This is a genomic window from Edaphosphingomonas laterariae, assembly GCF_900188165.1.
In the GTDB taxonomy this organism is placed as follows: domain Bacteria; phylum Pseudomonadota; class Alphaproteobacteria; order Sphingomonadales; family Sphingomonadaceae; genus Sphingomonas_E; species Sphingomonas_E laterariae.
This window is the reverse complement of the sequence record NZ_FZOS01000002.1, coordinates 224,860-238,952: the sequence shown is the minus strand read 5'-3', so window position 1 is coordinate 238,952 and position 14,093 is coordinate 224,860. Positions and strand designations below refer to the sequence as shown.

Sequence of the window (14,093 nt, the reverse complement as noted above, 5' to 3'; positions counted from 1 at the left end):
CGGCCACCCTCTCCGCCATATTTTCAAACCCGAAAACTGTTTAAAATCATCCACCTCCGGTGGGTGATTCATCGTCTGCGGACCACGGCATGGCGCCTGAATTCACGCGCTCGCAAAGCTGTGGGCGCCATCGTCACTGTGGCGCTTAATCGTCCGAGACAGTCGCTCCGATCCCGAGGGAAGCCTGCGCCTGCCACGGCCCGCCAGGCGAGGCGCGCGGCTTAGCCGCGCCTGCTCGCCGGGGGCCTTTCCTCTCGATCAAATTTCGTCGTTGAGCTGCACATCCAGCAGCGGCCCATTCCAGCCAGCCTGCGCTTTTAGCGGACCGCGCCTTTCATCAGCAGGCGGGGGAGCAGCACCATGGCGCCGAGCAGCGGCCAGCGGCGTTGCCAGGGCTTGATCGCGATCGCGGTGCCGGCGTGGCGGTTGATCTTCCACGCCAGATAATCGATGCCGCCGGCGAAGGTGGCGCTGGCCTTGGCCAGCCGGACGAGGGTGAGCGCCTTGCCGCGCCGCTGGAGCGCGCGCCAGCGGGCCTGCGCGCGGGTGCGATCGGCCGGCGAGTAGATGGCGGCGGGATCGATGCCGGCGGCGGCGAGCGCCGGGGCGGAAAAGCGGCGATAGCGATCGGGATCGGCATCGACGATCGCGCCGGGGCGGCCACCACGTTCGGCCCGCAATTCGGCACCGTAGGTGAGGGTGAAGCCCTGCCGCCAGAGATCGAGCGGATCTTCCGCGGGCGCGGCGCGGGTGGGCGCCGCAAGCGCGAGCAGCGTCGGCGCGGCCTGCGCGACAGCGGCAACCGCGCGCGCCGCCGCCGCTTCATCGGCGGACCAGACCAGCCGCGAAGGTTGGGCGAAGCGCGCCCAGACCGAAACATTATCCGCCTTGGTGGAGCAGAGCCGGGCGAAATCCGCCTCGCTCAACACCGCATATTTGGCGGCGAGGCCATCCGCTTCGAACGGAAAGACATTGGGCGGGATGAGCCGGTTGGCGGAGGGGAGCCAGCTTTTGCCATAAGCGGCGCGATAATCCGAAACGATCAGGTAGAAATCGAGCATCAGCCCGTCGAGCCGGGTTTCGCGCAGGCAGGAGCCGTAGAAGAGCACGGCGCGCGAGGCACCGCCATAGCGCGCGGCGATCGCGGCGGCGAGCTTCGCCGCACGCGGATCGACCGGCTGGCCGAGTTCGGCCGCCACTAGGGCAACAAGCGCATCCATAAGGGGCGTTATGCGCCTTTCAGGCCGCGAGGCGGAGGAAAGGCATCGGCGGCGTCTGCTTCAGCACGATCGGCCGGCCCTTGTTCGCCTGGAACAGTTCGCCGTCGAGGATCACGCTGGAACGATCGCCTTCGATGCGGATCTCGTCACCGCGCTGAAGGTGAACCCCATCCAGCGCCTGCCGGTCCAGCCGCCCGAACGCCGCCGCCACCATCGCCCGCAGCAGCGACAGCGGGCGCTGTTCGACCATCATCAATTGCAGGCCCGAAGCCCCCGCCCCGCCCGTCTTGCTGCCGAGCAGCAGCTTGTGGAGCGTGGTGACGATCAGCAGCGCGAAACGGCCTTCGATTTGGCCCTGGCGAATCAGCGACACGCGCACCTGGCTGGGGCGCGGCGGCAGGAACGCGGCGCGGATACCGAAGATCAGCGACATGAACACGGCCAGCGCGGTCAGCACATGGCTGAAGCCGTTGGGCAGGCCGAGCGGGTAGATCTTGTTGCGGCAGAACAGGATCGAATCGGCCAGGCCCGCACCGCCGAGGAACATGCCGAGCACCGGCCGCACGCCGCCATCGGACAACGCGATCAGTTCGCGCGGGACGATATGATCGGTCATGTCGCCGCGCGCGATTTCCAGCACGCGTTCGAGCGCGACGATGGCATCGCCCTTGGCGCCGAGATCGAGCGCGATCAGGTTGGTCTTGCCGTTGGGCAGCACCGCCACCGGCGGCGGCGAATCGCCGAAATGGCCGCCAAGGTGAAGCTCGGTCAGCGCCGCCTGCACCGTGCCGTCGCCGCCGTTGATGACCAGCACCTTGGGCTGGACGCGCGCGATGGTGCGGAAGGCGGCCGAGATCTGATCGATCGATTCGACCTCATAATGGAAGATTTCGCCATGCTGCGCGCAAAAGCTGCGGATGCGCGGCAGCATCGCACGGTTGCCCGTAGAACGAGGGTTAGACAGCAGGGCGACACTGACCATATTCTTACCTCGACGCCGTCTTGATCGGCTTGATCGACAATCCCTGGATATAATTGAGGACCACCGGCACGTTGCGGGCGTGGCCGCCGACCGAGATCACCACTTCGTCATATTTGGGCTTGAGCGAAACCAGCGAAAGGCCGGGGTTGCGCGAAAAGCCGCCGCCGTCGTTGCGGCTGGACTTGCCGTTGCCATCGACATCGTGGCGGACGGCGACCGCATAATTGCCCGGCTTGGGCAAGGCGACGCACACTTCCATCGGCCCCGATGACGAGACCGGCAGGTCGACCCGCGACAATTTCTTGCCCTTGGCCAGAAAGTCGTCGGGATTGCCGCCATAAATCTGGACGCGGAGATTGCCGGTCCGCGCCTTGAAACCTTCGACCTTCACCAGCACGGCCGCGCCCGATGCGCCGGATGCGCAGGATGCGGCATCGGGGCCGAGCACCGCCGCCTGGGCCGCGCCCGCACCCACGCCCAAAGACACGGCGAAAGCCGCGACGGGGATGGTTACGAAGCTCGTCAGTTTCAGCATGACCTCTCTACTCCCGGAAGCTATAGCCGGGCTGAAAACGCGCCCGGCGGGATACGCATGCCCCCGACGCATTCCTTAATCGGCTGCGATTGCGGCCAGATCATGGTGACGAGGCGACCATATTTTGAGACTTGCGAGCCTCACCGACCGCTATCTGGCCCGCCTGATCACGATGCCGCTTGTCGGCACGCTGGTCGTCGCGGCGATGCTGCTCGTGCTCGACAAGATGTTGCGGCTGTTCGATTTCGTCGCCAGCGAAGGCGGCCCGGTGAGCGTCGTGTGGAAGATGCTCGCCAACATGATTCCGGAATATCTGTCGCTGGGCATCCCGATCGGGCTGATGCTGGGCATCCTGCTCGCCTTCCGCCGGCTTGCCCTGTCGTCGGAGCTGGACGTGCTGCGCGCGCTGGGTGTCGGCTATGGCCGGCTGCTCAAGGTGCCCTACATGTTCGCGATCGCGCTGGCCGCGCTCAACCTCGCCATCGTCGGCTTCGTCCAACCTTATGCACGCTATGCCTATGAAGGGCTGCGGTTCGAACTGCGATCGGGCGCGCTCGGCGCGTCGATCAAGGTGGGCGAATTCACCCGCCTCGGCAGCCGGATGACGCTGCGCGTGGAACAGAGCCGCGACAGCGGGCGCGACCTTTCGGGCATTTTCGTGATGACCGAGACGCGCGACGGCAAATCGCTGGCGGTGACGGCGGAACGCGGCACCTTCATGGCGACCGACGATCCCGACGTCATCATCCTCCGGCTTTCCAACGGCACGCTGGTGCATGACGCGCCGGGCTTCCGCACGCCGCGCGTGCTGAGCTTCGTCGGCCACGACCTGCCGATCGACCTGCCCAAGATGGAAGCCTTCCGCCAGCGCGGCGGCCGCGATCTCGAAATGACCATGCCTGAGCTGGTGATGACCGCGCGCGACCCGGAAACGCCGCAGCAGACCCGCAACGAACTGCGCGCCAATTTCCATTTCCGGCTGGTCGAGGTGGCGACCATGTTCCTGCTGCCGCTGCTGGCGGTGGCGCTGGCCATCCCGCCCAAGCGTTCGACATCGTCGCTGGGCGTGTTCCTGTCGATCGTGATGCTGGTGACGCAACACAAGATCAACGAATATGGCGAGGCGCTGGGCGCGCTGGGCCGCGTGGACCCGCTGATTTCGCTGTGGGTGCCGTTCCTGGGGTTCGCGGGGCTGACCTGGTGGATGTATTACACCATCGCCTTCGTGCCCGGCGGCCAGCCGATCGGCGCGCTCGAACGCTGGGCGGCGAAGGCCGGCAAGGCGCTGAAACGCTGGTGGCCCTTTGGCCGGCGGCTGGAGGCGGCGGCATGAACCTGCGCTTCTTCTCCTCGCGCACGATCACCTGGTACATGGCCAAGAAGTTCGTGCTGACCAGCCTGGGCGTGCTGACCGCGCTGGTGCTGATCCTGCAGACGCTGGACCTGCTGGGCGAATCGGGCAACATCCTGGCCTATCCCGGCAATGGCGAACCGCAGCTGTGGCAATATGTGTCGCTGCGCATCCCGCAGCTGATCCAGCGCTTCCTGCCCTTTGCGGTGCTGCTGGGCGCGATCATCACCTTCGTCACGTTGAACCAGAACAGCGAGATCATCGCGATGAAGGCGGCCGGCGTTTCCGCGCACCAGATCCTGGCGCCACTGATCCTGGCCAGCCTGTTCATCGCCGGCCTGTCGCTGGCGTTCAACGAACGCATCGTCGCCCGCGCGACCGCGACGCTGACCGCGTGGGAGGCGGCCGATTACGGCCCCATCCCCAAAGACCGGGGCGTCGTATCCAATGTCTGGGTGCGCGATGGCGACGATCTGATCCACGCCGATCAGGCGAGCGGCCGGGGCGCGGCGGTGCAACTGACCGGCGTCGAGGTCTATGACCGGATCGGCGGCACGCTGGAGACGATCATCAGGGCGCAGAGCGCGCGTTACGATCGGGGTGGCTGGCTGCTCCACGATGTCCGCCGGTTCGACGTGCAGCGCGGGGTGGAAACCACCCTGCCCAGCCTGACCGTGGCGCGCGGCGTGACGCCTGATCGCTTCACGCTGGCCAATGTGGACGCCGACGAACGCAATTTCGCCGAACTGCGCGTCGCCATCGCCGACCTGCAGGCCGCCGGCCGCCCGACCGAGGCGCTGGAAGCAGGGCTGTGGCACAAGCTTTCCGGGCCGCTTTCATCGGCGCTGATGCCGCTGCTGGCCGCCGTCGCCGCCTTCGGCCTCGCCCGTTCGGGCCATCTGTTCGTGCGCGCGGTGATCGGCATGGCGCTGGGCTTCGCATATTTCGTCGCCGACAATTTCGCGCTCGCCATGGGCAATATCGGCGCTTACCCGCCGATGCTGGCCGCCTGGGGGCCGCCGATCCTGTTCTTCCTGATCGGCGAAACGGTGCTGATCCGCACCGAGGAATAGCCGCCGCCGCATCCACGGCCTTATTGCGCCCCGAAACCGCCGCATTGCGATTACATTACCGTTCACGTTAAGGACGCTATCTGCGTCCGTTCATCATGCCATTCTTCAAGGATCAGATTGCAGTGAAGACCACGGAATCGATGCGCGCGGGCTTCTGGAACCGTTCGCACCATCTGGACAGGATGACGCTGCGCGAACTTTGGATCGCCTATTTCCAGTATCCGGCGATCATCGCCTATCTGGCCGCCGCCGCGGGCGCGATCGGCGTCTGGGCGTGGCGCCCGGCAACGCCGGTGCAGACGCTGGCGGCGATGCTTGTCGCGACGCTCGTCTATCCGCTGGTCTGGTACTGCCTGCACCGCTGGGTGCTGCACAGCAAGTGGATGTGGAAGTCGAAGCTGCTGGCCCCGACGTGGAAGCGCATCCATTACGATCACCATCAGGACCCCAATCATCTGGAGGTGCTGTTCGGTGGCCTGCACACCACGCTGCCGACGATTGCGGCGGCGACGATGCCGATCGGCTATGCCATCGGCGGCATCGGTGGCGCGGCGATCGCGATGGCGACGGGCCTGATCACGACCTGCGTGTACGAATTCTTCCACTGCATCCAGCACCTTGCCTACAAGCCGAAGAACAAGTGGGTGGCATCGATCAAGCAGCGCCACATGCAGCACCATTTCCACAACGAAAATGGCAATTACGGCATCACCAACTATTTCTGGGATCGCCTGTTCGGCACCTTCTACGAAAAGGCGGGTGAACGGCCGAAGAGCCCGACGGTGTTCAACCTTGGCTACACGCAGGAAGTGGCCGAGCGTTATCCCTATGTTTCCGATCTGTCGGGCGGCGTCGCCACCGGCCATCCCCGCAAGCGCCAGAACGGGTGACATCGATGACCGGCGCGATCGCCATCAACCCGGTGGCGACCGCCGCCGACCGCAAAGCCTTCGTCGAGCTGCCGTGGCGGCTTTACGCCAATGACCCGCATTGGGTGCCGCCGCTGAAGGACGAGGTGCGCGGCCTGATCAACCCGAAGAAGAACCCCTGGTTCGGCCATGCCGAGGCGGCCTTCATGCTCGCCCGGCGCGACGGCCGGGTGACGGGGCGGATCTCCGCGCAGATCGACAAGCTGGTGCTGGCCATGCCCGAGATACAGGGCGGCGGCCCGGGCGTAGGCCATTGGGGCATGTTCGAGGCCGAGGACGCCGAAACGGCGGCGGCGCTGATCGCGGCGGCCGAGGGCTGGCTGCGCGATCGCGGCATGACCCGCGCGATGGGCCCCTACAGCCTGTCGATCTGGGACGAGCCCGGCCTGCTGGTGAAGGGGCATGATCATGCCCCGACCGTGATGATGGGCCACCACCGCCCCGATTATCAGGCCTGGATCGAAGCCGCCGGCTATGATGGCGTGCGCGATCTTGCCACCTATGATCTGGATATCACGCAGGAATTTCCGGTGCTGGTGCAGCGCATCGTGGCATCGGGCGAGCGCAATGCGCGGATCAACATCCGCAAGGTCGATAAATCGCGCTTCGACGAGGAAGCGGCGCTGCTGCTGGGCATCCTCAACGATGCATGGTCGGACAATTGGGGCTTCGTGCCTTTGACCGACGCCGAGATCGCTTATGCCGGCAAGAAGCTGAAGCCGATCGTGTTCGAGGATTTGATCCGCGTCGCCGAGGTGGATGGCGAACCCGTCGCCTTCATGATGACGCTGCCCGACCTGAACGAACTGACCCGCGACCTGAACGGCGATCTCTTTCCCTTCGGCTGGGCCAAGCTGCTGTGGCGGCTGCGCAAGCCGCAGGTGAGGACGATGCGCGTGCCGCTGATGGGCGTCGTCAAGCGCATGCAGGCGACGCGGCTGGCCAGCCAGCTTGCCTTCATGATGATCGAATATATCCGCCGCGACGCCGTGACCCGCTATGGCGCGACACGCGGCGAGATCGGCTGGATCCTTGAAGACAATCAGGGGATGAAATCGATCGCCGAGACGATCGATAGCCGCGTCAACAAGCTCTACCGGATCTACGAAAAGGCACTGTGATCGGCATTCCGGCCGCCGCCACCACGCGGCGGCCGGACGTTCGATCCGAAAGCGCGCGTACCGGGACTTTCCCTGACCACTTATCCGGGAAAGGACTGATTGCCGCCCCTCTGCGCACAATCCAGAAATGGCACGTCATAAGGGAGACGTGCGCCCATGCGGATCATCGGCAAGCTGTTGGCTGGGGCGATCAGCCTCGCCATTTCCGGCACCGCATATGCGCAGGCGACGCCGCCCCCCGCCGCACCGCCCGCCCCCGCCGCAACCACTGGCGAAGTGGACAAGCAGGCGCTGGCGGCGCTGCAGGTCGCGGTGGATTATCTGCGCAAGCTCAAATCCTTCGAGCTCCGCGTCGAGGCGACGTCGGACGAGGTGGTGGACGACGACACCAAGATCGAGCTGATCGATCAGGTGCGCTACGATTTCACCGGCCCCGACAAGCTGTTCATTGACTGGCGCAGCGATCGGGTGTCGCGCCAGCTCTACTTCAACGGCAAGACCGCCACCGTCTTCGCCCCGCGCATGGGCTATTATGCCTCGCTGGCGATGCCCGGCACGGTGGAGGATTTCCTGCTGAGCGCCGCGCAGGATTACGGCATCATCTTCCCGCTACCCGATATCTTCCTGTGGGCGATCAAGACGGTGCCGCCCTATAAGGCGCAGCGCGCGCTCCGCGTCGGCTATGCCCGGATCGCAGGGGCCGATACCGACCAGTATCTGTTCCGCGACGGCGACGTCGACTGGCAGGTGTGGATCGAACGCGGCGAGCGGCCGCTGCTGCGCAAGATCGTCCTCACGTCGCGCACCGATCCGCTCCAGCCGAAATATTCGGCGCTGTTGCAGTGGAATCTGAACCCCGAACTGACGCCCGATCGCTTCACCTTCCAGCCGCCCGAAGGGACGCGGCCGATCGATATCGTCAACTTCCGTGCAGCGGGAGCCGCGCAATGAAAATGGGTCGATCGCTGCTGGCCGCCGGCGCCACGCTGGCCCTCGTCACCTCCGGCATTCTGGCCAGCGCCGCCGAAGGGCGTGGCGCGCGCATGGGCATCCACCCCGGCATGGGCGGGCGCGGTGGCGCGATGCGGCCGCCCCATGGCGGAGGCGCCGGTGCGGGCATCCATGATCTCAACCGCCGGGGCGATGTCGGCTGGGACCGTGCGAGCCACGGCCCGCCCCGCCCCGGCCCGGACCCAAGGCCACCCCGGCCCGGGCCGGACCCCCGGCCACCGGGCCCCGGCCCTGGGCCGGGGCCGCACCCCCGCCCGCCGGGCCCGCCACCACGGCCTTTGCCGCCACCCCCGCCGCCGCCGGCCTGGGGCTGGGGCCCTTATTGGGACTGGTATGACAATGACGATGATTTCGCCGTCGGCATGGCGGTGGGCGCCGTCACCGGCGCGGTCGTCGGATCGGCCGCCGCATCGTCATCCTCTACGACGGTCGTCGTGGCACCCGCCGTCGGCACGGTGGTCGTCACCCTGCCCGCCGGATGCTCGGCCGTGATGATCGGCAACATCACCTATCAGCAGTGCGGATCGGCCTGGTATCGACCGCAATATGTAGGAACCAGCCTGCAATATGTCGTGGTGGCGCCCCCACGCTGACCCGCAAGGCAAAGGAGATCGGATGCTCATGGCGGGAGTGCGCCGCGCCGCCGGCCAACCCCGCCGACACACAGTCCCCCCACCCCGCTTTTCGGGGCTCCTGGCCGCGATGGCATCTTCGGATCCCGTCGCGGCCCATTTTTTGGTTGGCTGGCCGCGCGGGATGGATCAGATCCCCCCGTGCCGGCCGGATCTCGCGATCGCGGAAGGCGCCAGGCAGCGAGCGGCGTCGGCGCTGGCCGCAATCCTCGCGCTCAGAGGCTGATTGCCCGATTCCATAAGCCCGTTCCCGAACGCGAATGTCCGAAATGCCACAGCCAGCGGATAAGCGCATTTCTACGCGCTGGTAGGCATTGCAATGCCGCTGCGCATATTGCAGCCTCCCAAAAAAATAGACGCCACTTTGCGCAAAACCCTGGGGAGGATGACTTGCAGAATCGACGCGTATACACCCATGCCGGTTGCCTGATTGCCGCAGCGATGATCGCCGCGCCTGCCGTCGCGCAGGATACGGGAACGTTCAACGGCCTCGAAGACATCGTCGTCACCGCCCAGAAGCGTTCGGAAAGCCTGCAGGATACCCCGCTCGCGGTGAGCGCGGTGACTGCCGACACGATCGAAAGCCGTGGCATCAAGGACATCAGCAACCTGACCGCGATCGCGCCGAGCATCAACGTCGCGACGGCGCCGGCATCGAGTTCCAACACCAACATCTTCATCCGCGGCATCGGCGATCAGGAACCGATCCTGACCAGCGACGCGCCGGTGAGCATCTATGTCGACGGCATCGTGCTGGGCCGTTCCACCGGCGCCGTGTTCGACCTTGTCGATCTGGAGCGGATCGAAGTGCTGCGCGGGCCGCAGGGCACGCTTTACGGCCGCAACACCATCGGCGGCGCGGTGAACCTGATTTCGGCCCGGCCGGCGGACGAGTTCGGCGGCAAGCTGAAGTTCGGCTATGGCAGCTTCGATCAGTGGCAGGCGCGCGCGTCGATCGACAGCGGCGAGCTGGGCGACAGCGGCGTGCGGATGAAATTGTCCTACATCCATCGCCAGCAGGACGGTTTCGTCGACGATCTCGACGCGCCGGACAACCGCGATCCGGGCGCGCTGAACATCGACGCGATGCGCGCGGTGCTGGAATATGACAAGGGCGGCGACCTGCGCGCCACCTATGCCTTCGACTATAACCAGCGCGAGAGCATCGCGGCCGCCTTCCAGGCGACAGTGATCGATCCGGCCGTGCTAGCCTATATCAACAATTCGCCCAATTTCGGCGGCAACGCCCCGCAGCTTTCGACCAAGCGGCTCGACAAGTTCCTGTCGGACGACGAAGGCCTGCTGACCGACCGCGTCTATGGCCACACGCTGACGCTGGAATATGATGTCAGCGACGATCTGACGATCAAGTCGCTGACCGGCTATCGCAACTGGAAGAATATCGACCGCGGCGACGAACTGGACGGCCAGGGCGGCCTGCTCGGCTTCCAGCTCGATCCGATCCTGTTCTTCGACGGCACGGTGATCCCGCTCGGCGTGCAGCCGGTGCACCTGTTCACGTCGAACAACCGGCGCGGCCAGAACCAGTGGTCGCAGGAAATCAACCTGCTCGGCCAGGTGGGCGACAATTTCGAATATGTCGTCGGCTTCTTCTACTTCAAGGAGAAGAGCTACGAGCAGAACAACCAGTTCCCGACCATCGTGATTTCGGATCAGGCATCGGTGCCGCTGGCGACACCGCTGATCTACCGTCACATTTCGAAATCGATGGCCGGCTTCGCGCAGGGCACCTATCGCCTGACCGACCAGCTGAGCCTGACCGGCGGCATCCGTTATACCGAGGACAAGAAGCACCTGATCCAGCAGGCCGCGTTCCAGCGCGACCTGAAGGCCGATTTCAACAAGATCAACTGGGCCGCGACGATCGACTATCAGGCGACCGACGACTTCCTGGCCTATGCCCGCGTGTCGACCGGCTACAAGGCCGGTGGCTTCAACGCGCGGTCGAGCAACGACGGCTACAAGCCGGAGGATCTGACCAGCTATGAAATCGGCATCAAGTCCGAGCTGTTCGATCGCCGCCTGCGCCTGAACCTCGCCACTTATTATTCGATCCACGAGGATCTGCAGCTGCAGCAGTTCCAGGCGGGCACGGCCGGCGCGTCGAGCGTCACCGTCAACGCCGGCAAGGCGAAATATTGGGGCGTCGAAGGCGAAATCCAGGCGGTGCCGGTGGACGGCCTGACGCTGGGCACGTCGGTCGGCTATATCGACCGCAAATATAAGGAGTTCCTGATCCTCAATCCGCAGACCAACGAGATCGAGGATGTGAAGGACACTGCCCGCTTCCCCTTCTCGTCGGAATGGACGGTGAATGCGAGCGCGCAATATGACGTGCCCGAATTCGATTTCGGCCAGCTCAGCTTCCGGGTCGATTATAATTACCGCAGCAAGATCTGGTTCCACCCGACGCTGGTCGGCACGCCCTATAACGACGTGATCGCGAGCCCCGGCCGCGGCCTGTTCGACGGGCGGATCACGCTGTCCAAGCTGGCTTTGGGTAGCAATGAAGCGTCGATCGCGGTGTGGGGCAAGAACCTGGCCGACAAGGAATATCGCGCCAACGGCATCGACTTTGGCGGGCTCGGCTATGCCGGCAACGTCTATGGCGAGCCGCGCAGCTTCGGCATCGACCTGAACTATAATTTCTGACCCGCGTCAGAAGACCAGAAAGAGGGGCGCGTCCATGCCGGGCGCGCCCCTTTTTCATGGGCGAAGGGCGGACACGATCCCGCCTCCCGCCATCAATCCATCGCGGTCGCCAGCTTCAGCCGGTCCCATCCCGTGGGCGGCTTGTGCTTGCCGAACGCGATCGTCACGCTCTCGATCGTGCCGGTGAAGGGGAACAGCCCCTTCTTTTCATAATCGGCGCAGACCGGCGAGATGCAGTCCATGCCGACATCCATGCACTCGGTGCCGCAGCGTTGCGGCACCTGTTCGTCGAGATGGACGGCCGCCATGGCCTTGCCATCGATCCCCAGCACGGCATCGGCGGGGCAGCCGGGGGTGTCCGCTTCCGGCGTGAAATCCAGCGTGATGACGTGCTTGCCGGCCGCCAGCTTGTCGGGCGCGACGGCATCGAAGCGTTTGAGGCCGAAGAAATTATAGTGGAAGCGCGGCCTGCCATCCCACAGGAAGAGCGAGAAGCCCGCCGCATCGCCACCGAGCGCGAAGAGCACCCCTTCCGCCCCGCCATCGGGGATTTCGACAGGCACCGTCATGCGGAACGGCACGCCGATCAGCTTGGGGCCGCTGCCTTCGGGCAGGCGGGTCATGCCGGGGTAGAAGACCACTTCGTCGCGCCCGAAAAAATAGCTGGGGCGCAGCGTGACATCGAGCCGTTCGGCAAAGCTGTCGTCGAGCGGGAACACATTATATTTGGCCGCTTCCGTCAGGAACAGATCCTGCAAGGCGCGCAGCCGTTTCGGTTCCTTGGCGGCCAGGTTCACCGCCTGGCTGAAATCCTTTTCGATATGATAGAGTTCCCACACGTCGTCGTCGAACCCGCCTTCCGCGTGCAATTCCCACGGCAGACGGCCATGGCGGCAAGCCGCCACCCAACCATCGGCATACATGGCGCGATTGCCGAACATCTCGAAATATTGCCGGGTCCGGGCGCTCGGCGTCTGCGCGTTCGCCTTGTCGAAGGTGTAAGCGAAGCTGGTGCCTTCGATCGGCCGCTGGATATAGCCGTTGACCTCCTTGGCTTCGGCGATGCCCGCCACTTCCATCAGCGTCGGCATCAGATCGATGCAGTGGTGGAACTGGCTTCGGAGCGCCCCCTTGTCCTTGATCACCTTGGGCCAGGAAACGATCATCGTGTTGCGCGTGCCGCCGAAATGGCTGGCCACCTGCTTGGTCCACTGGAACGGCGTGTCGCCCGCCCAGGCCCAGCCGACCGCATAATGCGGCGAGGTGCCCGGCATGCCCCAGCGATCGGCGGCCGACATCGAATCCGCCATGGTCGGCTCGCGCCCGTTCAGGTTCATCAGTTCATTGGGCGTACCGACCAACGAGCCTTCGGCCGATGAACCATTGTCGCCGATGATGTAGATCACCAGCGTGTTGTCGAGATCGCCCATCGCGTCGATCGCGTCGACCACGCGGCCGACTTCATAATCGGCATGTTCCAGGAAATCGGCGTAATTTTCGGCCTGCACGGTGAACAGCTTCTGGTGATCGGGCGGCTGGCTGTCCCATGACGGGATCTGCTCCGGCCGGGGCGTAAGGCCGGTGCCCTTGGGGATGATCCCCATGTCCAGCTGCCGCTTGTGCACCTGTTCGCGATACTGATCCCAGCCCATGTCGAAGCGCCCCTTATTCTTGCCGCGCCAGTCGAGCGGCGGCTGGTGGGGGGCGTGCGCCGCGCCGGCGGAGAAATAGGCGAGATAGGGGCGATCAGGGGCGATGGCCCTTTGCTGGCGGATCCACGCAATGGTTTCATCGGCGAGATCGCGGGTCAGCTGATAGCCTTCGTCCGGCCGCCGGGGCGGTTCGACCGGCGTGGTGTTGCGCACGAGCGAGGGATAGAATTGGTCGGTCTCGCCGCCGATGAAGCCGTAGAAATAGTCGAAGCCCTGATAGGTCGGCCAGTTGTCGAACGGCCCGGCCGCGCTGGTCAGATTGTCGGGCACATTATGGTTCTTGCCGAACCAGGCCGAGGTGTAGCCCGCCTGCTTGAGCATTTCGGCAAAGGTGGCGCAGCTCTTGGGGATGATGCCGCAATAGCCGGGATAGCCAGTGGCAATTTCCTGAATCACGCCGGCCGCGACACTGTGATGGTTGCGGCCGCAGAGCATCGCGGCGCGCGTGGGCGAGCAGAGCGCGGTGGTGTGGAACTGGTTGTAGAGCAGCCCCGCCTTGTGCATCCGTTCGGCCGTCGGCATCCGCACCAGCCCGCCCGACACGCTGGGCCAGCCAAAACCGACATCGTCGAGCAGCACCAGCAGGATATTGGGTGCGCCTTCGCGTGCTTGCTTGACCGGCGGAAAATCGGGCGTCGAATTGACCGCATACATGCCGATCCGCGCGTTGGGGAATTCCCATTCCGGCTCGGGCAGATGATTGCGGTCGATGTGCAGCGGAAACTGGGGGCCTTTCTTGTCGGTCATGGTGACGTCTCCGACTCGATGAGGATCAGGCCCGCACGGAAGGGGCCGGGATGCCGAGCTTGCGCCTGCCCTTCATAGGGGCGCCATCCGGGCCGCCACGGACGCGG

The 14,093-nt window shown here is 65.1% G+C and carries 11 protein-coding genes; 7 read left to right on the top strand and 4 right to left on the bottom strand.

The features are described 5' to 3' along the window. Window positions 1-317: 317 nt before the first annotated feature. The 3 genes from CHB74_RS03515 to CHB74_RS03505 are packed head-to-tail and all read right to left on the bottom strand — an operon-like array spanning window position 318 to window position 2,737. A complete protein-coding gene (locus CHB74_RS03515; protein ID WP_089218223.1) occupies window positions 318-1,220 on the bottom strand; it encodes a hypothetical protein in 903 nt (300 codons plus the stop codon). Window positions 1,221-1,239: 19 nt separating this feature from the next. Beyond that, on the bottom strand, window positions 1,240-2,202 hold the full coding sequence (locus CHB74_RS03510) for a diacylglycerol/lipid kinase family protein (protein WP_089218222.1): 963 nt from the start codon (window positions 2,200-2,202) through the stop codon (window positions 1,240-1,242). A gap of 4 nt (window positions 2,203-2,206) precedes the next feature. Beyond that, window positions 2,207-2,737 (bottom strand): DUF2141 domain-containing protein, encoded by a 531-nt coding sequence (locus CHB74_RS03505; RefSeq protein ID WP_089218221.1) that lies wholly within the window; start codon window positions 2,735-2,737, stop codon window positions 2,207-2,209. Between the two features lie 124 nt (window positions 2,738-2,861). Between CHB74_RS03505 and lptF the strand changes: the two genes are divergently transcribed. The 7 genes from lptF (at window position 2,862) to CHB74_RS03470 (ending at window position 11,527) form a co-directional block, all read left to right on the top strand. Beyond that, window positions 2,862-4,070 (top strand): LPS export ABC transporter permease LptF, encoded by a 1,209-nt coding sequence (gene lptF, locus CHB74_RS03500; protein ID WP_089218220.1) that lies wholly within the window; start codon window positions 2,862-2,864, stop codon window positions 4,068-4,070. Then, a complete protein-coding gene (gene lptG / locus CHB74_RS03495; protein ID WP_089218219.1) occupies window positions 4,067-5,161 on the top strand; it encodes an LPS export ABC transporter permease LptG in 1,095 nt (364 codons plus the stop codon). Before lptF ends, lptG begins: the two co-directional genes overlap by 4 nt. A gap of 122 nt (window positions 5,162-5,283) precedes the next feature. Beyond that, window positions 5,284-6,051, top strand: a complete 768-nt coding sequence (locus CHB74_RS03490; protein WP_425442231.1) for a sterol desaturase family protein — start codon at window positions 5,284-5,286, stop codon at window positions 6,049-6,051. 5 nt (window positions 6,052-6,056) lie between these two features. Next, the gene (locus tag CHB74_RS03485) at window positions 6,057-7,211 is read left to right on the top strand and encodes an N-acetyltransferase (protein WP_089218217.1); all 1,155 of its coding nucleotides are present in this window, start codon (window positions 6,057-6,059) and stop codon (window positions 7,209-7,211) included. Between the two features lie 156 nt (window positions 7,212-7,367). Next, entirely contained in the window at window positions 7,368-8,162 is a 795-nt protein-coding gene (locus CHB74_RS03480; RefSeq protein ID WP_089218216.1) for a DUF2092 domain-containing protein, read from the top strand. Beyond that, a complete protein-coding gene (locus CHB74_RS22605; protein WP_144033701.1) occupies window positions 8,159-8,815 on the top strand; it encodes a DUF6515 family protein in 657 nt (218 codons plus the stop codon). Before CHB74_RS03480 ends, CHB74_RS22605 begins: the two co-directional genes overlap by 4 nt. Before the next feature lie 480 nt (window positions 8,816-9,295). Continuing rightward, entirely contained in the window at window positions 9,296-11,527 is a 2,232-nt protein-coding gene (locus CHB74_RS03470; RefSeq protein WP_089218214.1) for a TonB-dependent receptor, read from the top strand. A 92-nt stretch (window positions 11,528-11,619) separates the two neighbouring features. Here CHB74_RS03470 and CHB74_RS03465 read toward each other — a convergent pair whose 3' ends face one another. After that, window positions 11,620-13,986 (bottom strand): arylsulfatase, encoded by a 2,367-nt coding sequence (locus CHB74_RS03465; RefSeq protein WP_089218213.1) that lies wholly within the window; start codon window positions 13,984-13,986, stop codon window positions 11,620-11,622. Between the last annotated feature and the right edge of the window lie 107 nt (window positions 13,987-14,093).